Source organism: Paenibacillus sp. p3-SID867, assembly GCF_025142895.1.
Lineage (GTDB): Bacteria > Bacillota > Bacilli > Paenibacillales > Paenibacillaceae > Paenibacillus_AQ.
The window spans coordinates 506,008-530,161 of sequence record NZ_JAMBDM010000002.1; the positions used below are offsets into that span (position 1 = coordinate 506,008).

23 protein-coding genes and 1 pseudogene are annotated in these 24,154 nt (G+C 42.1%); 3 read left to right on the plus strand and 21 right to left on the minus strand.

The genetic code is table 11. The features are described from left to right. The first annotated feature begins 38 nt into the window (after nucleotides 1-38). A complete protein-coding gene (locus M4D81_RS05550) occupies nucleotides 39-410 on the plus strand; it encodes a hypothetical protein (protein WP_260064915.1) in 372 nt (123 codons plus the stop codon). 482 nt (nucleotides 411-892) lie between these two features. Here M4D81_RS05550 and M4D81_RS05555 read toward each other — a convergent pair whose 3' ends face one another. The 7 genes from M4D81_RS05555 to M4D81_RS05585 form a co-directional block, all read right to left on the minus strand. Further along, nucleotides 893-1,528 carry a hypothetical protein gene (locus M4D81_RS05555; RefSeq protein ID WP_260064916.1) on the minus strand — a complete coding sequence of 212 codons (636 nt, stop codon included), beginning with the start codon at nucleotides 1,526-1,528 and terminating at the stop codon, nucleotides 893-895. A gap of 221 nt (nucleotides 1,529-1,749) precedes the next feature. Continuing rightward, a complete protein-coding gene (gene mazF, locus M4D81_RS05560) occupies nucleotides 1,750-2,091 on the minus strand; it encodes an endoribonuclease MazF (protein WP_260064918.1) in 342 nt (113 codons plus the stop codon). After that, nucleotides 2,066-2,314: an AbrB/MazE/SpoVT family DNA-binding domain-containing protein gene (locus M4D81_RS05565; RefSeq protein ID WP_260064920.1), complete on the minus strand. Its 249-nt coding sequence runs from the start codon at nucleotides 2,312-2,314 to the stop codon at nucleotides 2,066-2,068. Before M4D81_RS05565 ends, mazF begins: the two co-directional genes overlap by 26 nt. Nucleotides 2,315-2,833: 519 nt before the next feature. Then, the gene (locus tag M4D81_RS05570) at nucleotides 2,834-3,319 is read right to left on the minus strand and encodes a hypothetical protein (RefSeq protein ID WP_260064922.1); all 486 of its coding nucleotides are present in this window, start codon (nucleotides 3,317-3,319) and stop codon (nucleotides 2,834-2,836) included. Next, nucleotides 3,319-4,383, minus strand: coding sequence for a hypothetical protein (locus M4D81_RS05575; protein WP_260064924.1), 1,065 nt, complete (start codon nucleotides 4,381-4,383; stop codon nucleotides 3,319-3,321). Before M4D81_RS05575 ends, M4D81_RS05570 begins: the two co-directional genes overlap by 1 nt. A gap of 83 nt (nucleotides 4,384-4,466) precedes the next feature. Next, the gene (locus M4D81_RS05580; protein WP_260064925.1) at nucleotides 4,467-4,694 is read right to left on the minus strand and encodes a WXG100 family type VII secretion target; all 228 of its coding nucleotides are present in this window, start codon (nucleotides 4,692-4,694) and stop codon (nucleotides 4,467-4,469) included. A gap of 342 nt (nucleotides 4,695-5,036) precedes the next feature. Continuing rightward, nucleotides 5,037-5,522: a hypothetical protein gene (locus M4D81_RS05585; RefSeq protein ID WP_260064927.1), complete on the minus strand. Its 486-nt coding sequence runs from the start codon at nucleotides 5,520-5,522 to the stop codon at nucleotides 5,037-5,039. 165 nt (nucleotides 5,523-5,687) lie between these two features. Between M4D81_RS05585 and M4D81_RS05590 the strand changes: the two genes are divergently transcribed. After that, nucleotides 5,688-5,939 carry a helix-turn-helix domain-containing protein gene (locus tag M4D81_RS05590; protein WP_007131103.1) on the plus strand — a complete coding sequence of 84 codons (252 nt, stop codon included), beginning with the start codon at nucleotides 5,688-5,690 and terminating at the stop codon, nucleotides 5,937-5,939. 22 nt (nucleotides 5,940-5,961) lie between these two features. On the opposite strand, the gene M4D81_RS05595 is transcribed toward M4D81_RS05590, so the two are convergent. The 3 genes from M4D81_RS05595 to M4D81_RS05605 all read right to left on the minus strand — a co-directional run bounded on the left by M4D81_RS05595 (nucleotide 5,962) and on the right by M4D81_RS05605 (nucleotide 7,770). Further along, nucleotides 5,962-6,654 (minus strand): hypothetical protein, encoded by a 693-nt coding sequence (locus M4D81_RS05595; protein ID WP_260064930.1) that lies wholly within the window; start codon nucleotides 6,652-6,654, stop codon nucleotides 5,962-5,964. Between the two features lie 35 nt (nucleotides 6,655-6,689). Next, the gene (locus tag M4D81_RS05600) at nucleotides 6,690-6,932 is read right to left on the minus strand and encodes a hypothetical protein (RefSeq protein WP_260064931.1); all 243 of its coding nucleotides are present in this window, start codon (nucleotides 6,930-6,932) and stop codon (nucleotides 6,690-6,692) included. A 94-nt stretch (nucleotides 6,933-7,026) separates the two neighbouring features. Beyond that, entirely contained in the window at nucleotides 7,027-7,770 is a 744-nt protein-coding gene (locus tag M4D81_RS05605) for an endonuclease NucS domain-containing protein (RefSeq protein WP_260064933.1), read from the minus strand. Between the two features lie 174 nt (nucleotides 7,771-7,944). On the opposite strand from M4D81_RS05605, the gene M4D81_RS05610 reads away from it, so the two are divergent. Beyond that, nucleotides 7,945-8,739 carry a hypothetical protein gene (locus M4D81_RS05610; RefSeq protein ID WP_260064935.1) on the plus strand — a complete coding sequence of 265 codons (795 nt, stop codon included), beginning with the start codon at nucleotides 7,945-7,947 and terminating at the stop codon, nucleotides 8,737-8,739. An 88-nt stretch (nucleotides 8,740-8,827) separates the two neighbouring features. Here M4D81_RS05610 and M4D81_RS05615 read toward each other — a convergent pair whose 3' ends face one another. The 11 genes and pseudogenes from M4D81_RS05615 to M4D81_RS05660 all read right to left on the minus strand — a co-directional run bounded on the left by M4D81_RS05615 (nucleotide 8,828) and on the right by M4D81_RS05660 (nucleotide 24,118). After that, entirely contained in the window at nucleotides 8,828-9,538 is a 711-nt protein-coding gene (locus M4D81_RS05615; RefSeq protein ID WP_260064936.1) for a nuclease-related domain-containing protein, read from the minus strand. A 158-nt stretch (nucleotides 9,539-9,696) separates the two neighbouring features. Continuing rightward, nucleotides 9,697-9,867, minus strand: a complete 171-nt coding sequence (locus M4D81_RS05620) for a hypothetical protein (protein WP_260064938.1) — start codon at nucleotides 9,865-9,867, stop codon at nucleotides 9,697-9,699. A 168-nt stretch (nucleotides 9,868-10,035) separates the two neighbouring features. Continuing rightward, complete coding sequence (locus M4D81_RS05625) at nucleotides 10,036-10,377, minus strand: hypothetical protein (RefSeq protein WP_260064939.1); 342 nt, start codon at nucleotides 10,375-10,377, stop codon at nucleotides 10,036-10,038. 33 nt (nucleotides 10,378-10,410) lie between these two features. Further along, a pseudogene (locus tag M4D81_RS34780) lies at nucleotides 10,411-10,488 on the minus strand (DUF3320 domain-containing protein); the annotation flags it as partial. A 211-nt stretch (nucleotides 10,489-10,699) separates the two neighbouring features. Beyond that, nucleotides 10,700-11,125: a hypothetical protein gene (locus M4D81_RS05630; protein WP_260064941.1), complete on the minus strand. Its 426-nt coding sequence runs from the start codon at nucleotides 11,123-11,125 to the stop codon at nucleotides 10,700-10,702. Between the two features lie 14 nt (nucleotides 11,126-11,139). Then, complete coding sequence (locus M4D81_RS05635) at nucleotides 11,140-12,060, minus strand: hypothetical protein (RefSeq protein ID WP_260064943.1); 921 nt, start codon at nucleotides 12,058-12,060, stop codon at nucleotides 11,140-11,142. Between the two features lie 214 nt (nucleotides 12,061-12,274). Beyond that, nucleotides 12,275-13,558: an McrC family protein gene (locus M4D81_RS05640; RefSeq protein WP_260064944.1), complete on the minus strand. Its 1,284-nt coding sequence runs from the start codon at nucleotides 13,556-13,558 to the stop codon at nucleotides 12,275-12,277. Next, a complete protein-coding gene (locus M4D81_RS05645) occupies nucleotides 13,548-15,905 on the minus strand; it encodes an AAA family ATPase (RefSeq protein WP_260064945.1) in 2,358 nt (785 codons plus the stop codon). The genes M4D81_RS05640 and M4D81_RS05645 overlap by 11 nt, the downstream gene beginning before the upstream one ends. A gap of 153 nt (nucleotides 15,906-16,058) precedes the next feature. Then, nucleotides 16,059-16,220 (minus strand): hypothetical protein, encoded by a 162-nt coding sequence (locus tag M4D81_RS05650; RefSeq protein WP_260064947.1) that lies wholly within the window; start codon nucleotides 16,218-16,220, stop codon nucleotides 16,059-16,061. A gap of 423 nt (nucleotides 16,221-16,643) precedes the next feature. Continuing rightward, nucleotides 16,644-20,978, minus strand: a complete 4,335-nt coding sequence (locus M4D81_RS05655; protein ID WP_260064948.1) for a sigma factor-like helix-turn-helix DNA-binding protein — start codon at nucleotides 20,976-20,978, stop codon at nucleotides 16,644-16,646. Nucleotides 20,979-20,989: 11 nt separating this feature from the next. Further along, a complete protein-coding gene (locus M4D81_RS05660) occupies nucleotides 20,990-24,118 on the minus strand; it encodes a type I restriction endonuclease subunit R (protein ID WP_260065100.1) in 3,129 nt (1,042 codons plus the stop codon). Between the last annotated feature and the right edge of the window lie 36 nt (nucleotides 24,119-24,154).

Consider the following 24,154-nt stretch of genomic DNA (forward strand, 5'->3'; position numbering starts at 1 on the left):
ATGATCATACATGCAGTTGAAGGAGGATTGGGAAAGGCTTGAATCGCAAAAGGAACCGATATATCATAGCCATCTTCATGGCCTTCGCTGCCCTTTTTACCGGCTGCAGCACGTCCGTCAAACAAACCGTCCCGCAGAACACGGACCCTGAATCGATGTTAAGCGGAATCTATGATTTAGAAGGGATCAAATCCGCTGGGTCCGTGAACACGGAACCTTTGACAGAAATCTCGGAGATCGAAGAAAATATCAGCATCCGCTACCAATACGTTTTCTTGGTGAAAGATGCCGTCAATCAGAATAATCAAGCCGTTCCGGATCGGCTGTATGTTGTTTCTGCGGTCGAGAATACGAGGAAGGATCGGGAAATCAGCGTCCAGTACATCGACGGCTCCATCAATGGGAAATAGTTAAGAACAACCCGCGGCATCTTCCCATTACCGTAAACCTATGCCAAGATGATTCCAAATCTCCTTGCGGGGCTGAGGATTCGAAGACTTATAAAGCGAATGCGATTGTTTTTTCGTTGGACCTATTCCCCGCATTTCATTCGCACGGCAATGTCGTTGATATTAGCGTGAAGTATGCATTAGGTAAGAGTAAAAAAGAGCTTCGAGAGCAATTTCTAAGTGATTCGGGGTTGCAGGAAACTGACAAGGCGATCGTTTCCCTGAAGCTGCCGGACACATTCGTGAAATAACAAGAAACGTTATCGTTAGCAGTTGGCGGAACATCAATCCATGCAGCAAAGAGAGAGAACAATCAAAGCTGCGAAATACCGCGGCTTTTCGATATGTATGAGGCATATTCCGTCCGGTGGAGTAGAACGACCTATTTTATTGATTCTGTCATTCCTTACACCTCTGAGTTTCATCATAAGTGTTGGTCACTCTTAACTGTTAAAATAGTCACTTACGATTTTATCTAGTTTTTCATTTCCCTTTTCATTTTCAGATAAATATTCGATAAAAAAATTATTAACATAATCATTTTTAAATTCACTCAAATACAAAAATGCTGTTTCTATATTTTGATTAAACATACGTTTATTCATTTCCTTATGTGATAATCTAATAACCTCTTCAATAAAGTTACTATCCTTTTTTTCTAACAATAACTCAAGTATAGTATCTAGTTCATCTTGATTGTCTCCCTTTATTATTTCACATATTTCTTCTCTGCTCATTTCTAGTTTGTATATATCTTTCTTTGCACTCCGAAAATCATCTACTGAAGTACCTGCTTCATCATATAGCATTGACCAAAACTTGTCATAGCTAATAAATTTATGAGTAAACCTATACTTATTTTCTGATATTTCTTTTTCTAAATAATTAGGATTTTTATCTGAACTGATTTCAAAATACTTAGCATCATACGGAATTACACTTCCGTAATCATCTTGAATTTTAAACATAATATACAGTCTTTCATAAGCATCTGCTATGAACTCACCTTCATAAACTGTATATATTTTATTTATGGTTAAATTAGGATTTTTGCTATTTTCTATACACTTTACTCGCATTATCTCACCTCATTTTCGTAGGAATGAAATTTCATCTAGATCTATAATCCAAATCAAGCAAGCTCATCTCAGGCAACGGGGCCTCATCACTATAGAAGCTTGAGAGAACAAACATAGCAATTTATGATCATGCACATATATACCTTCTAAATGTATTTTATAGGGAAAAACCGTTCCAACAAATCCGATACGGAAGGAGCGGCTTATATAATAATGTACGGTTAGTGAATCAACATATCGACCCTACTCAAAACCTCATCCAAGGTCTCCTTTGGAACTCTGCAAATAAACTTGACTTGGCGAGATTGCCAATCAAGGCTCTTGATTTGATCAGACAGGATAACCCCTTCAATCGGTAAATCCTGTGGAATAATCACCTCGAATGGGTAACCTTTAGCCTTGGAAGTAACAGGACAGAACAAGGCTAAGCCGACTTTTCCATTATATTGCGCAGGTAAGAGGACAAGGGCTGGGCATTTTCCCGACTGCTTATGGCCAGATTGGGGATTAAACTGAAGCCATACCAAGTCGCCGCGATCAGGAATGTAATTTTCTATTATCATGACTCACGTCCTCTCGGATCACCAGTTTGAACCTCGGAATGGATATTATCAGGCGGTATTTTCGAAAGTAGATCTTCCAGTTTATTGGTCCGTGGCTTGATGACGAGATGGCCGTCTTCAACGTCAAGATCGATTTCTGAGCTTCCTCAAGTCCTACCTCCATGGCCAGAGTCTTGGGGATACGAATGCCTAGACTGTTACCCCATTTTTGAACTTGTGCCATACTATCACCCCACACTAATGTTTATACAAAGTATAGACATTTTCTGGAATGGAGTCATCAAATTATTGACCTCTCGGCGAGTTTTAGTAATCCATGATCGATTAGACTTGCTTTACTTCAAAACCACCCGCTGATTTCCATCTTCATAAGCTTAATCAAGCTCAATAGCTCTATGTCCCGATTTAATCGATTTCTCCAGAGCACTGCCGGATCTATCGTTTCCGCGCTTTTCCACTTGTTTCATTAACTCATCATAAGGAAGACTAATTTGAGAAGACAGAATGGATTTCACGGCAACCGCTACTTCTTTCGGCGGCAAATCCTCGGCCATTCGCCGCTACAGTGATTAACAAGACTGCTTAGAGAATAACGGTAACTCCCGAATGGACTTTGTTGTTTCTCGCCCGCTTAACGGTGTGCGGCGTAAATCGGGTTATATGTTATTGATTGAATGATGAGTTCATTCGGCACTGGGTAGCCTCCATTGAATCTCATTTTGGCAAATCATCAGCACCAAAACTAATCTCGAGCTATTTCCCTTGGATTTTTATAACACCAATCACTCATGTACGGCATGTTAGTAATATTTTCTAAGTCCTCTAGAGTATAAAACCATTCTTCCTCTACCCATATTTTTGCTGTCGGATGGACCTTAAGTATGGCATGGGAAAATCGTAATAATAGATCTTCATTATCATCAAAATCGTCAGATACTACCGCTTTAAAATATTCATTTTGGGTATCATCCCATTCAAAACTAACGAATTGATATTCATACGGTTCATCATACACGCTAAAGCAAAGAGTTCTTGAATAATTCTCCCTAAATGGCAAGTCACTAATATATACTCGTGTGTATTTTAGCGTCCCTTCACTATCATAAGTTTCTTCATCACTATCAAAGAAAAGTTTCTCCTCTATACATATCTTTTTAAGATCCCTCAATAAATCATTTACCGGAGCACTATCTCCACGTTTAAATAACAAAAAGGCTGAGATTCCCATTACTTCAATACTCCTCCTAACTCTTCGAGCGAATTTACAACTTTTACACCCTTACTATTAAGTTCTTGAATCATTTTAACTGTTTGAGTACTTGAGCTACCAATAGTCTCATCAATATACAGTACAATCTCTCTACCCTCATAATTAGAGAATTGAGAGTTACTTGGATTAACATACTTATCGATTTGATCCATTTTAACAGCAGACATTGACTTCTTGATCTCTATAATTTGCTTGTGTGTCATGACATCAATGTCTCCTGCTGGTTTACCAGTAGATATATTATCTAGTTTTAAGCCGAACCCTGTTACTTCTACCCTTTGCTGAACATAATTCCCAACTTTACCCTCAATAGCTTTACCAATATTGCTACTATTCATTGCACTTTTGATTGCATTTGGAATATTCTTAGGGTTTTGTTCAACCCACTTTATTTTACTACCGTACGGATTTTCAAATTCAACTTCTACGCCTTTATTCGTTTTCGTTATTATTGGATCATTGAATTTACCTTTCCCCTCATCCCCCGACTTCTTACCGTCACCATCACTTTCACCATTACCGCCACCACTACTGCTACCATTACCGCCACCAAGATCATCATGTTTCTTATTCAGCAGGCCTCTCCCCCTAATTCCAGCACGGTTGAGAATAGCGCCTCCAAGGATCATAGCCGACTGTTGACCCAAGTAATTGGACCAGCCGCCTGCTGAATCGACTTCTGCCTTCACGTCTTCGGCAATTTTTTCGCGATACTCATCGCTAAAAAGCATTCTGCCGGCCCATATCCCCGTGTTCCAAATATCCTCGACCGTCCCGATGGTTGCATTATAGAGCATCTCTTTCCCGGTTCCAAGCGGATCTTCGTACAAGGATATCGCCGTATCCATTAACGAGTTCCCTAACTGGGCGGCTCCGATCTTTACGCCCTCCCATAGTTCCCCTGCTTCTTGCTTCACGGTGTCCCATGCCTTCCCGGCTTCCTGCTGCACCGAATTCCAGGCTTCCTCCGCTTTTCTCCCGGCATCCTCTACGGCACTATAGCCTGCGGGTCCCCTCATCATAGGGAATGCTCCCAGCACATGCCCAGCAACTTGGATCGGTTGTCCCCGCTCATCTGCTGACTTAAATCGTTGGGCAATCCCTCTCAGCTCCAGCTTGTCCGATGGATATGCTCCGTGGTCTGCGTCATCTCCCGATGCGCCTGCTGAAAATCCGCATAAAAACGGGATCTCGTCGTACCTTCCCACCCAGACTCCAGCATATGGATGTTCTGGTTCAGCATGTGTATCATTGCTTCCAGCTGTTCATGCGCCCTGGAGCATTGCGCTGCAACGTGCAGCAACATCTCCGGTGTGACCAAAATTCTACTCATAACAACCTCTCCATCTTGCTTTCGGGATTGAACCCGATCTCCGATCATAGTTAACTTAAATATTTTACTCCACTTGAATTATATGGGAAAGGTTCTCGAGGCCTTGCTATGTCGCTTTAAAACTAGGATCTTTTTCTCAGCTAGATACGGGACTTTATTACGAGCGGGATTTTCAATAATATGACCATTATTATAGGTGGGAGGATGAAGGGAGTCACGGAACATGACATACCGTAAAAAAAAGGGGGGGAATAGGTGGATTAATTTATCCTTCATTATTCTCCCCTGCTTGCTTGCACTGAATATGTTTAGAAAAGAATGATTTGTACTTGTCTTTAGGTCTTACATTTTGAAAACGGAGTGGTATGATTGGTAAGGCAGTTCTAGCAGGCTGGATATTTGCAGAAGGAGCTCATCCGCTCTCTTGATCAGGTTCATTAGATGTGTAGGCTTCATTTTACTGATCAAAGAGCTCTCCTGTGACAAAAAGGATAAAGATTGTATAAATATCAACGACTCGGCATTCATCCCGGAGCCTTCGGGGAACATCCGTAGGATATCTTCTAGTAAAATGTCTGACATAGGCTGCCTTCCCTCCTCCTTTATATATAGGGCAATTAACATGGATTTTAACGCCCTGTTGCATAATAATAAACTGACGTAAAGCAGCTTTCTATCCAAAAAATGCATGGATAATTTCATGTATTCTTGTGAGCAGTTGACATGAAGAACAATCATATCCTGGTAAAAGCGTCCTGCTTCTTTCTTATGTTGGAAGGATGAGAGATGTGCATTTAGATTGGCATCACTGGTTACCATTGATTTCATATTCCCTTCACTCCCATTTACGAAGAATATAATCTAGTAATCCAAATCACCGTTTCCATTATCTGTATTATATCACTCTGATTGTTTTGTAGGCAATAGCCTACAGAAATTCCCTTATAGAACCACATAAGATTAGTTTAACTATCAAATAAGGGGTTATCGAACGTGGCTAATAGTGAGAAATCCATAGAATTGCTTGCCTTCGGCAGAGCTCTACGAAACCTTCGGAAAGAGAAGAAACTTACCCAAGATGAGCTAAGCCTCTATTCCCGTGTAGACCGGTCCTATATCAGTGAGCTGGAGAACGGCGAAAAAGCGCCCTCTCTGCTAACGATTACCGCATTAGCAAGGGCGCTTCATGTTAAGCCTTCGGCTCTAATTGAGGATTATGAGAGGGAGATGAAACTAGATACCTAGGAGGGCCCCCCCTCGGACTTTTTCAACTAAAGATTAGGAGTATTTTCTGAATCTCCTTCATCAAATATGTATAAGACATCGCTCTTGGATAGTAAGCGTTAGGGTGATGATAACGAATAAAGACCGTTTGGATATCGGCCCACATGATGTACTCCAGGCCGCCGGAAGTCTGCTTAAGCTCAAATATACGGGGGCCAGATCTTTTCAATAGTTCATGGACACCTTGGAATATAACATCGCCGCAGCATAGAACCAGGTCGGGATTGACGACCCTGATTTGTTGTAGAAGAAGCTCCCCAGTCTCCTGTATATGGCGCTCGACATCTGTATGATTGGCCTTGGCGCCACCTGCAATCTTCTTTACATTTGCAAAATAGACTTTCCGAAGAAACTCGTCCGCTTCTTCCTTGATGTCTAGATAACGCTGCTCAACTTCGCTATAATCTGGGAATCCATTCAGGATCCCATACGTCCAACGCAGGAGTACTGGCCAGGTACTGCTTTCTTTTAGATACCCCTTCTCTCTTACGAACTGCTGCAGGTCCCACCCGGCGTCCGAAGAATTAACCTCTTTCAGCAGTACCATCAGTTTAAGCGTTGCTCCTGACCATGCTTCCTCGTCCACATACCCATCCGGAATGAAAATCCCCTCGGTGCACGCATCGTGCATTCTCCATTGCCTAAATAGTTCATCAAGTTGGTTGTTTATATTCATCGTTTTAGAACTTCCTTTGATAGATATTTAATCTATTACTCCTCATCTAACTGAAAATGCTTTGTCAGACGTTCGATCGTGAATTGGTTTCTCAATTTACATGCGGAATTTTGGTTCGCGAACATTCCTTTTTCCCAGATAGCTTCATGCTTCGGAAGCGTCTTAATCCAATCCACGCGCACCACGTACTCGCAGAGATCAGGATCATCGACATCCTTATCCATGCTGACCTGTAAGTCAGCCTCGAGCAGTGGTTTATTCTCCCCTTCGACCAGCATTTGAAAATCCTTAATAGGCACCACTTCATCGGCAACAATACCTACACCGACATAACCTACCTTAGGAATACACGCAAAGATCCGAGCACCCGGCTTAAGGAGATTCAGTGTATTGCTGTACCACCTTCCTTTTCCAGCCGAAATGAAGCCGTATCGTCTGCAATCCTCCCAGTTCCGATGAATTCCGTCTCCCAACGAAACGTAATAGTCTTTTCCGTTCCAAGGAGCCTTTCCTGTCTTTTTGGACGTCACGCTGGAAGCTTTCGGCTTCTACTTGGTTGGGATCAATAAGCCAGTTCCTAGCTAAATACTCGTTGTCTCCATCTTTGAAATAATGGAAGAAGAGAGCATTAACAGGTACACCGAAGGTCGTCAAATAATTAATAATGCGTTCAGTGGACGGATCCAGCTCAGCTGATACGATAATTAATTCATGCAACTCATTTAAGGCATCAGGAAAATCAGTCTTGAAATGATCTACAAACTCTGGCTCCAGCTGCTTTCCTGGATTTTTATCACTATAAATACGAATGATATCCGTGTAATCTAGCTGTTGAACCCAGGAGGCATAATCCAGCGTTTGCGCAACAACTTCACGAGGCGTCTTGTTACGCTTAAGCTCAATCACAACCAAATTACCCTCGGCATTCATCGCTAAGATGTCAATGAATTTACCGAACGCCGTACTGATCTGCCTACCGATAAGCATCAAGGAAGGATTAATAATGCTAATATCATCGGCGATGACATCCTCGAGCTTACGCTCGGTTTCTATACTTGAAAAATGGATCTTCTCCACCTTTTCATTGATTTTCCACACTCCTAGTTCGATGGGCATATGAGCTGGCTCCTTTTCCTATCAGTATTAAATGATTACATCACTTAGGAACGTTGGCGGTAAAAGGTTAATAAAATACTTTCCAAATACTATCGATTAAATATAATAGATAATATTGCCCATCCCTATTGGATAATAATACCTACATGTTATCAGAAAGGACTAAATCAAGAAATGAAAAAACTAGCAATACTAATCGCATTTATCTTTATCCTTACAGTGACATCTGCCTGTGGGAACACTACACCTGAGCAATCAAATACATCCCAAGCATTACAAAGCAACAAAGAACAACCTCAGGGACAAGAGAACAAAGAGAATGATAGCTTAAACATTCCACCTGACAACGAGAAAACTACAACTACTTCACACAATAGTCAACAAGAAGCTAAACCGGGAAATGTTGAGACACAGCCAGATCATGCAGCCCTAGATATTCCGACGTCCGACTCATTAATTCGTTCTCCTGAAGGAAAGAATTTATCTCAAGTAGAGTGGAAGCCTGGTGCGCCTGATGTAACTTTGCCTATACGATTTGGTACAACAGAGGCTGAATTAGTTTTAGGACTAGATCACCCTAACGGGACCAAGGCTGTGATGATCTTCCCTTTTACTTCCGTGGGTTGGCAACTTGACCTGTATGGTATGGATACGGAAGTATTCGACGAATACGGGGAATTACAGGAGGGTTATAAAATACAAGCTGCTCTCCATGATTTTGATCAAGATGGCATTAGCGAATTAATCGTCACAGCTGGCAACTCAATAATTGACTTAAGCATTTGGGTATATTCCTTTACGACCGTTGGGGACTTGCAGAAAATCAATCCAATCAAGCAGGAATTATCAATTACTGGTCAATCGTACATAGTGCTTGATGGTGATGAAATCATTGCCCCTTATGGATCTCAAGGATTATTCGATTATTATAAATATGTGGATAAAGTGTTTATGCAACCAGTTTACTAAGTTCATTGTCTACTATTATGTTTAACCTCCTACATAAAACATTGCCGCTCTCCACTTCCATTAGTGATACAGCAGCAATTTTTATTGACTAATTCTTAATCTTTCTGGCACTCCCTGCCTTCTCTACATGATCATCCCGAATCTTCGGGTCAGTGATATTCGCCTTATTCAATGATTGATAGATCTTCAGAATATCCGAATCTGTTAGAGCGGTTTCCGTCTTCTCTGCTTGGATTCGGTTCATTTTACGCTGGATATATTCGGAAAGTTCTACATCGTACACGATCAGCTCATCCGACTGGATTTTTCTCAATTCTGGATCCACGCTAAATCGGCAACGCATCGTGAATGAAACGAGAGATATATACCGGATCTTTTGGTAGTCGGGGAGTAAGCTTTTAATTGCTTGGATATGGCCGTAATTCTGCATAAACGGGTTGTACATTTTGAATCGGTTGCTTACCGACCATGACTTATTGTCTCTAGTCCCCTTGATCTCTCCGTTGTAGTTCTTCGTCTCGACGACAAACAATCCATGCGGAGTGATCACTACGTGGTCGATCTGCGAATACCCGGTACGAGACTTCGGAATTGCCACCATTAAATCACTTACGTATTTACACCCTTTAGGAAGCTGATCTAGCTGAATGTTAATCTTATGCTCTCCCAGCTCTCCGATACGGGTTGGCTGAACTTTAGGCTTAGGTTTGCTGCTGGATGTCTTGGTTTTACTAGGTTGGGAAGGCTTCTTCTTATCTGGAGTGTTGGACTTGAATATCAACATTAATTTCTTTAACATATTGGAGCTCCGTTTCTTATATGATATGGAGAATAAGCGCTACAAGCGATTCGCACTAGCCTGGAAGATCCTTTGAATTATTCAACTCCTCTTAATCGTTTTCACAACATCAATCGACGATCCTCGTCAACATATACATCCATTCGCCAAAGAATTGTTTAAACCTCTTTATGCGTATCGGAATCGCAGCATACTTCGGATTTTTGCTCCTCTTCCCTATACTTCTCCTTCATTTCATCATAAAACTCTGTTATTTTATCACTCGTTAAACCTAACTTCTCAATGACTTGTTTAATCTCCAAATTCATTGCACGGTTTCTTGGTTCCATGGGATTCCTCCATCACTAATTCCTCATTTATCCATAGTTTAAAGAATAGTGGTGACAAAGGAATGCCAGCAAACGTAAGTTCGGAACCCAAAATCGGCATAAAAAAAGACTGCTCATTGAGCAGCCTTTGATTAGCCTTATGGTAACATAGAGAGTAACTTGGTTTAACTACTTCACAACCACCCGCTGGTTTTCATTTTCATAAGCGAAGCCAAGCTCAATAGCTCTTTGAATCCCCGATTTAATCGACTTCTCCAGGGCACTGCCGGATCTAGCGTATCCGAGCGCCTTAACCACTTGTTTCGTTAACTCATCATAAGGAAGACTAATTTGAGAAGACAGAATGGATTTCACGGCAACCGCTACTTCTTCCGGCGGTAAATCCTCGACCATTCGCCGCTGAGCGTCATCTGTGGATACCCTGTAAATGCCATACTCGGATGGGTTTACTCCGTCTGGCCAGAAGAATGTCATGCCTTCCGCTTCCGTAATCTCTGGTTGTATCTTCATGAGCAATTCCGTAAACCGCTGATCCAATCGAGCCCCAAGCCTGGTGATGCCCCATGCCTGTAAAATACGCTTTGTAAGTAAACTCCGGCTAATAGGTCCCTCTTCTTGAATGACCTTGCAACACCGGTTCCCCTTCCTCCGTTTCCTGACGGCTCCGAGAAAAGAAGCACGTACTGTTTCGGATCACCCACGATAACAGACTTTTGCCCCCTTGCGACATGAAAACACGAGAAAATAAAAGATGATTCGTAAAAAACGAATCATCTTGGAAGATGTAGATTTATTAATATCAATTAGAGTAGATGTTATTCAATTTCGATCCTTAAATCTCTATGATTTTGTTGCCATTGAGCATGTTGGACAGCTGCTCCATATTTGCGAATGGGCTACTACTGACAATTTTGCTCAAGCCCTGCATTCCTATAGAAACGAGTTCCTTATCTCCGGAATCAAGCCCTTTATCGATTAGATCAAACGATTTATTTATGGCGGTTCTTCGCTCATCAAAGATTTGGTCGAAGACTTTATGATACAAATCATACTTGTTTTGAATCTCTAGGAGAACAGATTCTTTTATAGCTTCTATTCTAGCAAGTTCTACCTTAGTAGATTGGGACTGGTTATAGGCATCCGTTAATTGATTAAAGAAAGAGAAAACGTCTGCAGCTGGTATAATGTTTGTGACTTGATTAATCTTTTCGACTAGTTGATAATTTGGATCCTTTTTCTGGAATATTTTTTTCAACATCTCTATCCCCCAATTTATTCATCGATTACTGGTGTATCTATTAACACGGAAAAATCGGTTGCAAGTCCACCGATATAGGCTATTAATTTCAGGTCAGATTCTGAGTAGTAATCTTGACGAAATAGTTTATTTCTTACCCATCTGATTAGCTCTGACCATTTTCCATATTTGTTTAGTTCCTTATGGGTACGGAGCAACTCCTTTTCGAATACGTCGCGGGCTTTATCGATAGAGACGATTATTTCATGTGATCTTTCTTCCAAAACTTTCAGCTTTAGGAGATTAGCTTCGATCTGATCAATATAATTCAGAACTTTCTTCATTTCTTGTTCAATTGCGGCTATTTTTTTGCCAGCCTGAATATGGCTGAATACACCTAATAATGCAAGTGCCGGTACAGCAACAATTCCTCCTAAAACAGCTGTACCAGCTGCTATCCCTCCACCGCCTGCTGCGATTGCTCCACCGCCAAACCATGCCAACGTAGCATTTGTAGCTGCAACGCCGGATAAACCTGCGATTGCTGCACCTGTTGAAGCAGTGCCAACAGTCGACACTAATGCCCAAGCCCCTAACGCGGTGCCTACACCAGCTGATATACTCTTTGTAGCTGATAGCGCTACCTGACCAGCGCTAATTGTTTGATCAACACGAGCGAAGTCTACGGTTTCGAAATTGTTTCCTACTTTACGATAAATAATATCTCGATCTTTGCTTTTTAAATTTTTGGAGATGGTGTTTATTTTTTGTAGGCTTTTTAAAGCATATACTTTCGTTTCAATAACATCTTCAAGAACTTTATTTACTTCCCCACGTTTAGCTTCCATCTCCTGGTAGACCTTCTCGTATCGGGCTTTAAGGTCCTCAAAATCATCCATCTTCCTCTCTATCCGCCCGGCAGCCCCAAAAGTAACTATGTTTTTGAAAACTCCCACTTACAAGTCCTCCTATGTACAAGGTAAGTTTTAACAATTCACTATTCGATAATACCAGAAGACTAGTCCAAAGTAACCATTTTGATTTGATTCGCAAGATATTAAGACTATTATTTGCTATCTATACAAAACTCAGCAGTATATAAGTAGTAATATTAGACTACTACTAACACTGCTGAGTTATAATAATAAAAGATAGTTTATACGATCCCCGTTAACTATTTATAATTCCCCTCACCAACTTACCCAACTTCTGCTCAAGCTTAATCAAGTCCGTTTCTAATAAATCAATCTCTACCATATATAAATTAACGAGCCTCTCGCCAGCATTAATTTTGAACTGATTTAAGTAATCTGCATCCCATTCATTTCGAATAAACTTCGGATAAAACAGAACCAGTTCGTTAGAATTGAACTTCATCGAATACACTAACATCTGGTATAAATCTGCTTCCGCCGGTTTGACTTGATTGTTATATATAGGATTTTTATATTTCGCATCTCCTACAAGAAGTATCTCATCACGGTTAGCAGCAGAACATAACAGATAATCCGGTTTAACAAGAAACTGTCTATGCTCTTGATCCAAGTACGCCTGCTTCTGGTACTGAATATCGATGAGATGCTTCGATAATCCGTTATCCAATAGTCGATATACGAAGGTTTCGAACAATCTGTTGAGAGGCACTAGAAACGTAAATACCTGATCGTCTCCTCCATATAACCCTGGCAGAGCATTGGAATAAAACAATTTTGCTAAATTAAATACCGGCCGATATACTTCGTTCATTCGATTAAACTTTACACGATTAAACATCTCGGAAGTAAGTTTAATTCGACTGACATCTTCCAGGTACATAAGAGCTTGCGCCAGCTTCTTTTTATTGTCGGCACTTTTTGTTTTTTGTCCGATGATTAACATCACGGTTTTAAAAATTTGATTGAGTAAGGTGTCCTCTGTAAACTCTTGATACGCAACTATATGGGCATGCCGGAGGCCATAATTTTGCCGTAGAGATGGTTGAAACAATATTTTCCCCTTAATAAATTGCAAATTATCTTCTTTGTCCTCATATGAGCGATGAACGTGTCTTTCATATAATTTAAGAAACTGTTCCAGGAATAGATGAATAAACAATTCCAATATATCGTAGTCCAAACGCTGCATGAGTTGTGGGCTTGGGAGTTCACGGACGGATAGAAAACCGGAATAATGAAGTAGTCGCATCAGCAATTGAGCCGAAAACTCAACTTCTTGGTCGGGAGTACCGTATGCCGATGAATCATGAAATATTTTAGGCAGTACCTGAAGATGAAGCTTGGGAGTGGATATAAATCCTACATAGTGCTTGAGCAACAGCCTACCATCCGCATGCAGCGTAAAATTCTGCTTTCCCCATATGCTCTCGAGTGACATCAAATCCTTGCGCTCTTCAGATGTAAAAGCGCATTGTTGTGTTCGATCTTCATATAGGGTGATCATACCTTTACTCATCATTTGCCTTCCCTTTATAGATGTCCATCAACGCACTCTCAAACTCGGAAATTCCCTGCCCCTCTCTATGTTGGTTCAGAAAGATCATGCTGCCGTATTGATCATAGAATTGGGACCCGACAATTTTCTTAACAGCTGCCGCATCGTTATAGAAGTATTCGCTTATCAACGGAAGCACCTTGTAATACCAAGTATGGTACAAATCGCTGATGGATAGAACATCCATAAAATAAGCCTGGCCAATCCGATGGTCACGATCTAGATGTTTTAGAATTCGTTCGTTTAAAGTTCTTAATAGTTTCTCTAAATCGACCACATCATTAACCATTGCAGATAGGTTAAGATTCGGATCTGTAAAGACGCTATAATCGGGTTCGACCTCAACAAATGCAAAGCGTCTTCTAAGTGCTGTATCTAGCGCAGTTATAGAGCGATCTGCCGTATTCATAGTTCCGATCAAATAGAGATTCCTCGGAAGTGTAAAAGGTTTCTGCGAATAAGGGAGGGTCACGCTCAGCGTCTGCCTCTTATCTTTCTCAATTAATGTAATGAGCTCTCCGAATATTTTAGAGATATTGCCGCGGTTAATTTCATCGATAATTAGATAGTAAGGCTTGGGATCATCAGCTTGCTGAACAGCTGCAGCAACATCAGTTGCATGATCCGCCTGGATCATCTGTTGAATATCACTCATATTGAGCCGAGTTAGTTCATAAATCGTCTTTAATGTCAGACGTGTTCGCCCATTAGCGTCATAGATATCATACGGCTGCTCAAACTCTTTCAACCATGCTACCTCACGGATATGCGGAAAAGATTCATTACTGAGATATTTATATCCACTGCGAATTACACCGACATCTCTGATTGTTGTTGGACTATCGTAAATGAGTACAATATCGCCTTCATTCATCTCATTAACGATACTATCAAGGGTGCTTGCATCATTTCCGGGAGCTTGAGCATCGGGTTCCCTCTCACTCTGGAGGATGTCATAAATATCCTCATAATTTTTACCCGTCAAGTTATGGTTACTTAACCAACCTACAGCTATCCAATTGTTCTGCTTACACCGCTCATAAGTTTGATCATCGCTTCGTTTTCCAAGGGAGACTTTCCAAATTCGGGAGCTGTCCTTGGTGTTAGACAGAAGATCTGATTTCAATTCAGATTTTAAGGTTTGTGTAAAAGCTGCTGTTGCCATGCCTTTTAAAACTCCATTTTCAATACCATATTGCAGCGATCCTCCGCTCTCTGAGGCTTCATCCGTATTAAATCTTGGACGAATCCCTTCAATAAATTCTTCGTAGGAGTAGGATTGGTGGAATGTAACAAACTTAACTCGTCCTTCCCTCTCCACCTGTTCAAATGGGACTGTCTGATTGCTGTACCTGTTCTCAAACGCCTCGATAATCTTCTTCGTGGCATAGGTTTTACCAGTACCTGGGGGTCCGTATAATACCAAGTTTGGATTAAACTCCAGTAGTTCTGCATATCTTTTATAACTCTCTTGTATTTCGACTACATCTTCATCCATATCTTGAATGTAAGATTCCGAATTGGTTTGACTGATGGAGCTGATGTTATCTTTGCTTCTCGGTGTTCTTCTGCGACCGACTAGGATATTATCATACAGCTGGACAGGATTCGACACAGCATACCAACCCTGCTTGTTCAATTCATGAAGAACAGTCGAAATGTATCTAGCTTTCTTAGGCGCTTCATTATTGGCGTATTGCAGCAGTTCTTTCAGGGTATATCTTTCTGTCGGTAGATTCCTACTTTCATATAATTTCATTAGCGGCTCATACGGCTCTGTGGAATTTCCGTTTCGCCTGATAACACTTAAGATACGGGTATCCTGAAGATTATCAATTACGACAATAATTTGCTGACTCTCGTTTGGAAGAGACTGATTTTGTAAAGCTACGTAAAAGTTTTGTTTCTGCTTAAAATCAATCTTAAGAGAATCAAAAGATTGATTCCCTTCAAGCGTAATTTCAAAGAAACCGCATCCCTTAGTGGACTTCACCGCTTTATTAAGCAGATTAATATCCAAAGAGAATGCTGGGTTTCGAATAAATTGAGCTACAGGGATTGGGGTACTGAAGGGAGTAACTTCGTCAAATTCAACAACTCCTGAGTCATTCTTGTTAATACGATTGGGTTTATTTGTATAGCCCTTTACTATCCAGAGACCAATCACCTTACCCTCAAAGATCGGGTAAACAAGATCTCCCGATTCAATCCCCCCATACCAAGTATCACCTTTGGGGCCCGCCGCATAAAATTTCTCCGTAATTTGTTCGGGTTTATCTACACCAAACTTTCCAAAATACAATTTTGCCACGTACCTTCACTCCTTAGCTTAAAAAAGTGTGTTTATCAAGTGAGACAATACCTTAGGAGTTATCCGAGAACGGCATGGTATATATTCCTTACTAAATAATACCCTAACCACAAGACTGAATATTGTCATCGAATTATAAGTTCGCATAGCCAGCTACTTTGCTGCTCTCTTCAACCACACGATTCCTGAAATCAATGCATATCCACCAACAATCAGAATGAATGATCTAGCCCCTACATTCTCTATAAATACGGCTACAGCAAACATGATAATTGCAGTACTTAAACGAAGTGAGCCTTCCTTTCTATATTTCAAAAAAATCCCCCCTTAAGACAGATTTTCTGTTTTTCATTTTACAGAAAAGTAGCCTCCTACTTTGTTTTTCTGCTACCTTCTTCTTTTAATGTTCAAAATGATGCTTAATACACATATGGCAATAGTTAAAAAAACAAATATCAAAGATAAAGTTGATAGATCCATAGTGAATAACATTGTCATGCATGTAATTAACATAAATATGTAAAAAGTATTGAATTTAATCATTGCTTCCTCCTTAGTAATGGGTTAATCATTTTTATAAATAATATATAGGAGGAAAGTAGCAACAGAGTGTCAGCGAATGTTTGTTCTGGAACGAAAGATACCGATTTTTTAAAAGTATTGATCTTTCAAAAAGAAAACGGCCATGGCAATTAGACCATGGCCGTTAAATGACATAACTCTTATAGAAATATTAATTTAAATGAGAATGTATTTATCCCCGTCTTTTCTTAGACGTCCAACCTCATTTTCAATATCCGTCAATGTGTTATAAAGCAGCTGTCCGTCCTGAGAATATCTTAGTTCGGCTAATCTACGATGTAAATCTCTCGCCGGGGCCTGACCATCAAATTCTTTATCTAGAATATAAGCTACAAAGTCACTTTCACGTTGAATTACGGAGTCTTCAATCGAAATAATGATGGAATCATAAGAACCTATTAAGCCAACCTTTTTGCCTTTCTTCAACACATCAATAATGAGGTCTTCCGTCCACTCCACATCATTTTCTAGAGTAGGCAAACCATCAGCAATTAAGATCTGCTCGGCTAATATATAGGGCTGTCCTTTGATATAAGCTTCTTGAAGTTTATGAGACACCGTATTCATTAGTTGCTGTTCTTTGGCATCATCCCAACCTAAATTATCGCGATGAATATATTCTCCGTACTGCCCCCGCGTGTAATAAAATATATTTTTCGAATTAAATAATACACCATCTAAGGTTTCCTGCCGAGCGCCCAACTCATCGGTCAACCATTGCCACACTTGCTCGCGGGGAACCTCTAATCCCTGTTCCAAAATATATTGTTCGGTTAAATTTTGCATGCTCACGTCCTCAATTTCTTGCCCAGCTCGAACGACAAACGGATATCGGATAAACTTAGTTTCCGTATCCGTATAAGCTTGCATTAAATCATATAGAAGGGAATCCGACTGGATATCAAGGGACTTGCTGTATTCTTTCATTTCTTCGAACAATAATTTGATATGGATAATAGGGCGAGATTCTAACAATGTGGAGAGTTTATTGAATAATTTATTGAAATCATCCCGACCCAGAAAATAAAATTCCCGTAGTGCGACAATACCATAATCTACACGAACATAATCCGTATCTGAGGAAAGATTATATTCGATGGTGAATTTCTTCCACCCTCTCCGTTCTACAAATTCCTGCATGATTTCCTCCCGGGTAACCGGACGATTCATCTCACGTATATAACTCTTGATCATTTCCGAGTTATTGATCTGGAAGCTATCTTTCTCATGCCAAATGTGAGGAAATTTGCGTAACTGTAATGTTGAAGAAGCGTGTTTTCTTAACAATGTGTACAGCGCATACTCATTAGGAACATTTGATCGATTCAGAGCTTCCTCAAACTGCGAATACAACCTTCCTACTGAAATGGGACTGCGCACTTCAAGAAGTTTCTCAGCAGCTGCTGCTATCTCTTTAAGTAATTCTATATCGGGTTCAACGAAAGAATAATGAATATACGTGCCGCGGCCCCATAAATACGCCGTGTCCGCAAATTCATCTCTGTTGAATATAGATGTAATTTCCCGATCTTTACAAAATGAATCTGGCCAAATAGCATTGGCTTCTTCCATTAATTCATTAGCCTTTTTATAAATTTCAATCCCGGTTGGATAATTTCTTAACACCATTTCAACGAGGTCGGCTTTACTGCTATTTGCTAACAGATAGCCTTTATCGCATCTTCTTAAAATTGCATTTGGAAGTAAATATATGAATTCATTGGGTAAGACAAACTCGGTATGAATGGACGCTAACTTTTCCTCTAGCATCCCATCCGAGATTAAAGCACCTTTGCATGTCTCTCTTAACAATCTATGCAATGATTGCTGCAGATTCTGTATCTCTTCCATCGTTCTTTCCGTCCACCAACCGTGCGACCCCAAATAGTTAAGCCCCGATACCTCCAATGTTTCAATAATCAAATAATGAATAAATGATTCATTGGGTTGTAACGGATATTTAAAGAAACCTTTTAAGGGTTCACAAGCTGTTCTGATGGCAGCCTCCAAGAACTTCGTATCTTTCTGCAATTTTTTGTTTTGTTTGATCAGAATCTGTCTAACTCTTTCACGAGTGAGACTGAAATTCTGGCCCGTCTCTTCAAGGGTGGCTTTTCTTCCATCTCTACTTGCAATCCAACGATACCGTAGGACCTCTAAATTCCGTTCACTCCCCCTGGACTTGTCATCTCCCTGGAGCCACGCTTGCCAGTTTAATTCGATTTGCTCAATGGAATCTGCGATCCTTGCTTCAGGACTCTTTAAATTCCATTCGGTTTTCTCTTTCTCCTGCAGCCTATGCTGAAATAACATTTGAACTAACTGGCTATGGAACTTGTCAACCGCTGTTGCACCAACACCTGGATATTCCAATAGTTGTTCAAGATGACTCGGAAGTTGCCCGATTGTCTCAATTCCTGCAATAATAAGTTCAGACAATAATTTGTTAACACTCGAAAAAAAAGAACGATCAATTGTAACCTGATACTCTACCTCAGCAACAAGCGTTTCTTCACTCCGCCAATAAAATCTCCCCTCCACACTCACTGGAGTTGAACGATCAATTGGCTGTAGATTAAAAACAGTTGCTTCGCCAAGGGTATAAGGATCATTATTTTTATCTAATTGTTTTAATTGCTCAAAAAATTTGGATAACGCTGTTAACCCAACACCTTTAATTTTGGTAGGCAAAATATTAAGCACTTCCGGTAAATCTTTGACATAGTGAATATTCCAGTCTTGTTGAATGCCCTTTAGTAACGCATTGCAACCATTAAAATTCAGTTCATCAATCCGCAAGGCGCATATCTGCTCCGAGATTCCAATCTGTTCGCCATTTAGTCTAAAGACCTTATGAACTTGAACCGAGGAATTGGGGGGGGCTGTTTGAACCGAATGTTTCTCTAACTTCCGAAGACTATTTACCGTATCCGCATGACGTCCTCGAAGTAACCATGCCAATGAAGAAACAGGGAGACCGCTAAGTTGATGGGACGAGAAGATTCCAAAACGCCCAAGCAAACGACATACATCGGAAGCTAGAATTTCAGTCAGATTACTTTCATCGTCTATTCTTCCTATGTACTCATCGCTTGCGTCATGCTGCAATTTAACGAATCTACCTAGTTTCCCTTCGAATTGGAACCCGAAAAACCATAATTGGACCATTACATCATGGAGAAGCTTTGGTTGTCGTTCATAAAGCTCAAGCAACCGCTCTTCGCTCCAATCACCAAACTTGATAACTCCTAGAGATTCGGATATTGCTACCAACCGATCAGACGCAAACCCTTGTAAACTCTGCTCTAGCAATCGTTCAGGAATCCTAACCATTTCTACTTGAGAAGTGTCCCTTTCCTTATCGACTACGACGTCGGTTTGATTCCCTGTCGTATTCTCCTTTGTCTCTTCTCCAACAGGCGAAGTTGATATAACGGATGGCGAACGCACTTCTGCAGAGACAGTATCTCTGTCATTCGTTACACTCTCCTCAGTTTGAGGTACTGTTTTTTCAATGATTATATCCGCTTGGGTCACACACACTTCTTCGATAGGTTGTGGTTGTGAAATAGCAACCCACCGCTGGGCCGACGGATCCTTCCCTAGCATGAACCAGGCCGGCTTACGTTTCGTGGACTGACTTCCATTCTTGGCATAACGGAAATAGATCCCCTGATCGTTCCATGTACCAAGCGCTTCTTTCAACTCCCAGCCGCCAACAACCCATAGAGCTCCACCAAACGGCCGTTTATCGATCACAGTTAAGCTTTTACTGTTAAGCTCAACAGCAATTTCTATTCGATCAGAACCCTCTGAAGAGGGAGGAGACGTGGTAACGCCCCCAGATTGTACTTGATTATCAGACCTTCTTAAGGAATGCTCAGGGCTGTTTATGACTTCTGCTGTAGCAGCCGTCCTTGTTTCCGCAATGCGCTGGAGTGCTTCCTCGATCGAACGGAACTTCTCATCCAGAGTAGGCAGCAACCTAGCTTCCAATTGGTCGGAGATCACTTTCTCTACAAGGCCGGTATCCAGAACTGGGGGCTGTTCAATCTGGTGATTAGTATGTGCCTGCTGAATCGGCATTTGATAGGGAGGCACTTCGGAATCTACAGAGCCGTACAACTCCACAAACCATGCAGATAACTCGAACATGTTTCTGTGTGCGGTTAAAGCCAAGTCAGAGTGAACTTCACTGCTGCTATGAGCAGCAGCGTTACCGTTCATCCTAAGCCATTCGAATTTATTGCGAATCTCTTCTGTTAGTAATCCCTCTCGCGCCAACTTATGCAGACGGTCAATTTGTTTAATTGAATAGACCGGTTCCACTTTTTCCTGAGTAGATATGGTTGTAGCCAGTATCTCTCCAAATAATCTCCCCTGCATAAGCGTACCGCGAGGATTCGACCAAATGCTTCCCTCCGCCTGCTCGGCAAGGGAGGCTAATTCTGGATGTAACTCCCTTAAAAATGCAAAGTTTGATGCTTCCATTGCCATTCCCCTTAATATCGAAACTCTTGAGAAGCCGACAAGCTCATGACTTCTGCCTGCTTGAGAACCATATCAATCGCCAGCTGTTCTAAATCCGGCGGGTATCCGTATTTCTTCAAAAGCCGTTTGACCGTCACCTTCATCTGAGCTCGTACATTCTGCCGCAGCGTCCAGTCTACGGTAATATTGTTTTTGATCGACTGCGTCAGTTCGTGAGCGATTTGTTTCAGCATCAGGTCACCCATCAATTCCTTCGCCGATCCGTTGGAAGCGAGCGCATCATAGAAAGCCAGCTCCTCCGCAATCATCCCCATATCCTCACCGCGTTTGACGGCCTTATTCACTTCTTTGGCCATCTGAATCAGCTCTTCAATAATCTGCGCAGTCTCAATCGTACGGTTGTTGTATTTACGAATCGATTCGTCGAGCATTTCCGAGAACTTGCGGGATTGAACCACACTCACCTTTTCAAAAGACTTCACTTTGCCCTGAAGGAGACGACGCAGCAGCTCGACCGCCAGATTCTTCTGCTTGAGACCGCGAACGCTTTCAAGGAATTCATCCGACAGAATGGCGATGTTCGGCTTCTGCAAACCGGCTGCTTCCAGAATATCCACTACTTCTTCTGAAATAATGGATTTCGAAATCAGCTGGTTTAGCTCAGCGTCCAGTTCGGCCGTAGTCTTCTTCCTGTTCTCCGTCGTGATCAGTTTGATTATCCCGGATTTCACCGCTTTTAAGAAACCGATCTCCACATTGACCGCTTCAGCCTCGGGCGTAGTCGCACACAAGGCATAAGCTCTGGATAGTTCCGTAACCCAACTTGTAAAGTTACGCTTACCTTCTTCACCGAGTCCAAGTACGGCATCTACAGTCTCCACAATGGCCTGCATGCGCTCGGAAGCTTTGGGTGAATTGTATTTACTGTAATCATGTCCATGAAGGAGATCATGTATCAAATCAAGCCGTTCCAGCATGTAATCAATTGCCTGATCCGTATCGATACCGGCGGTTTTGCGGTCATTCTCTGTATACTGCTGCAGCGCAGATTTCAGCATATCGGCAATCCCAATGTAATCGACAATCAGACCACCCGGCTTATCCCGGAAGACCCGGTTGACCCGGGCAATCGCCTGCATCAGATTGTGGCCTTTCATCGGCTTGTCGATGTACATCGTACTCATGGATGGAACATCAAAGCCAGTTAGCCACATATCGCGCACAATGACAATCTGAAGCGGATCGTTCAAGTCCTTCATCCGTTTGGCAAAATACTCTCGTCGCCGCTTCGTGCCAATATATTGCTGCCACTCTTCAGGATCGCTTGAAGTGCCGGTCATCACGATCTTGATCTTACCCTCGCTGTCATCATCGCTGTGCCAATCCGGACGGAGTTCAACAATCGCCTTATACAGATCAATGGCAATCCGACGGGACATGACCACGATCATCGCCTTGCCGAACATACCCTGCTGTCGCTGCTCATAGTGAGCAACCATGTCATTCGCAATGGCTTTGATTCGCTTCTCCGAACCGGCGAGTGCCTCCAGCCGAGCCCATTTGGACTTCAAGCGTTCCTTCTGGGTAACCTCCTGATATTCCGTAATCTCTTCATAAGCGCTGTCGATAATTGGACGTTCAGCCTCGGACAAGTTCAGACGAGCTACGCGGCTTTCATAATAAATTTTGACCGTCGTACCGTCTTCCACTGCCCGGGTCATATCATAGATGTCAATGTAATCACCAAAAACAGCAGGGGTATTCTTGTCGCTCAATTCCACAGGCGTCCCTGTAAACCCGATGTAAGACGCATTTGGTAGCGCATCGCGCATATATTTGGCATATCCGTACTTCACGTCGGCTTCGCCTGTCTTCTCGTTAGCCACCATCTCCGCCTGGAAACCGTATTGGCTGCGATGCGCTTCGTCCGCCATGACGATAACGTTCTTACGTCCGGTCAGTTCCGGATACGTATCTTCGTCATCCTCAGTGCTGAATTTATGAACCGTCGTAAAAATAATGCCTCCGGATTCGACTGCCAGCAGTTCCCTCAAATGCTTGCGGTCTGCTGCCTGCTTCGGCGTCTGCCGCAGCAAATCCTGCGATTTGCTGAAGGTCGTAAATAGCTGCTCATCCAGATCGTTCCGGTCGGTCACAACCACAATTGTCGGATTATCCATGGTGAGGACAAGCTTCCCGGCATAAAACACCATGGACAAGCTTTTTCCCGAACCTTGCGTATGCCAGACTACACCGATTTTCCGATCCCCTTCGGTTTCGGTAGCACGCTCAGTGCTTGTTATCGCTTTGTTAGTCGCATGAAACTGATGATACCCTGCTAAAATTTTGGTTACTTTCTCGCCGTCTGTTTGAAACAGGATAAAATGCTTGATGATGTCCATGAACCGCTTTTTCTCAAACATGCCTTTAATTAAGATTTCGAGTTGCGGGATAGAGGAAGGCGCGACATCGCTGCCATCGATCGTCCGCCACATCATAAACCGCTCCGCATCGGCAGTCAGCGTGCCCGCTCGAGCGTTCACTCCATCACTAATGACCATAAACGAGTTGTATGTAAATAGAGAAGGTATGCTGCTCTTGTACGTTTGCACCTGGTTGTATGCTTCACTTATACCTACTTCTTCGTTCGAGGCGCTCTTGAGCTCCATAACGACAAGCGGAATGCCGTTCACAAACACCACGACATCAGGACGTTTCTCGCCGTTCTCCACAACCGTAAACTGATTTACGACAAGAAAATCATTCTCCTCCACCCGTTCACGCTCCGTGGCGAACAGCCATACCTTGGCCGTTCGATTCTCCCCGGCAGGTGTGCGGTATTCCGCATCAATTCCGTCAGTAATCATTCGTTGAAATGCCCGATTATTCACCAGCAAGCTGGGGCTTTGCGGCACCTCAACGATGCGAATGGCTTCCTCAATCGCATCGCGCGGCACACCGGGATTGATCCGAATCAGGGCATCCCGCAGCCGGTCAGCCAAAATGACATCCGTATAGAACATGCGCTCCGGATATTCCCCTTCCGGGGAAATCTCCGGCCCGTATGCCTTTTTGTAATTCAATTCTTCAAACCATTCAATCGCCGCTTGCTCCAGGTCGCTCTCTGCATAAGATGTAATGTACACGGCACACCTCCTAAGCTGGTTGATGGACTG

Excerpts from the sequence above, each read along its gene's own strand:
- M4D81_RS05640 (WP_260064944.1), bottom strand. The coding sequence starts at position 13,558 with ATGATGAGTAAAGGTATGATCACCCTATATGAAGATCGAACACAACAA.
- M4D81_RS05630 (WP_260064941.1), bottom strand. The coding sequence starts at position 11,125 with ATGTTGAAAAAAATATTCCAGAAAAAGGATCCAAATTATCAACTAGTC.
- M4D81_RS05580 (WP_260064925.1), bottom strand. The coding sequence starts at position 4,694 with ATGAGTAGAATTTTGGTCACACCGGAGATGTTGCTGCACGTTGCAGCG.
- M4D81_RS05595 (WP_260064930.1), bottom strand. The coding sequence starts at position 6,654 with ATGAATATAAACAACCAACTTGATGAACTATTTAGGCAATGGAGAATG.
- M4D81_RS05655 (WP_260064948.1), bottom strand. The coding sequence starts at position 20,978 with ATGGAAGCATCAAACTTTGCATTTTTAAGGGAGTTACATCCAGAATTA.
- M4D81_RS05565 (WP_260064920.1), bottom strand. The coding sequence starts at position 2,314 with ATGGCACAAGTTCAAAAATGGGGTAACAGTCTAGGCATTCGTATCCCC.
- M4D81_RS05585 (WP_260064927.1), bottom strand. The coding sequence starts at position 5,522 with ATGAAATCAATGGTAACCAGTGATGCCAATCTAAATGCACATCTCTCA.
- M4D81_RS05625 (WP_260064939.1), bottom strand. The coding sequence starts at position 10,377 with ATGAAGATACAACCAGAGATTACGGAAGCGGAAGGCATGACATTCTTC.
- M4D81_RS05620 (WP_260064938.1), bottom strand. The coding sequence starts at position 9,867 with ATGGAACCAAGAAACCGTGCAATGAATTTGGAGATTAAACAAGTCATT.
- M4D81_RS05615 (WP_260064936.1), bottom strand. The coding sequence starts at position 9,538 with ATGTTAAAGAAATTAATGTTGATATTCAAGTCCAACACTCCAGATAAG.
- mazF (WP_260064918.1), bottom strand. The coding sequence starts at position 2,091 with ATGATAATAGAAAATTACATTCCTGATCGCGGCGACTTGGTATGGCTT.
- M4D81_RS05610 (WP_260064935.1), top strand. The coding sequence starts at position 7,945 with ATGAAAAAACTAGCAATACTAATCGCATTTATCTTTATCCTTACAGTG.
- M4D81_RS05575 (WP_260064924.1), bottom strand. The coding sequence starts at position 4,383 with ATGATGAGGGGACCCGCAGGCTATAGTGCCGTAGAGGATGCCGGGAGA.
- M4D81_RS05600 (WP_260064931.1), bottom strand. The coding sequence starts at position 6,932 with ATGCTGGTCGAAGGGGAGAATAAACCACTGCTCGAGGCTGACTTACAG.
- M4D81_RS05570 (WP_260064922.1), bottom strand. The coding sequence starts at position 3,319 with ATGGGAATCTCAGCCTTTTTGTTATTTAAACGTGGAGATAGTGCTCCG.
- M4D81_RS05605 (WP_260064933.1), bottom strand. The coding sequence starts at position 7,770 with ATGCCCATCGAACTAGGAGTGTGGAAAATCAATGAAAAGGTGGAGAAG.
- M4D81_RS05555 (WP_260064916.1), bottom strand. The coding sequence starts at position 1,528 with ATGCGAGTAAAGTGTATAGAAAATAGCAAAAATCCTAATTTAACCATA.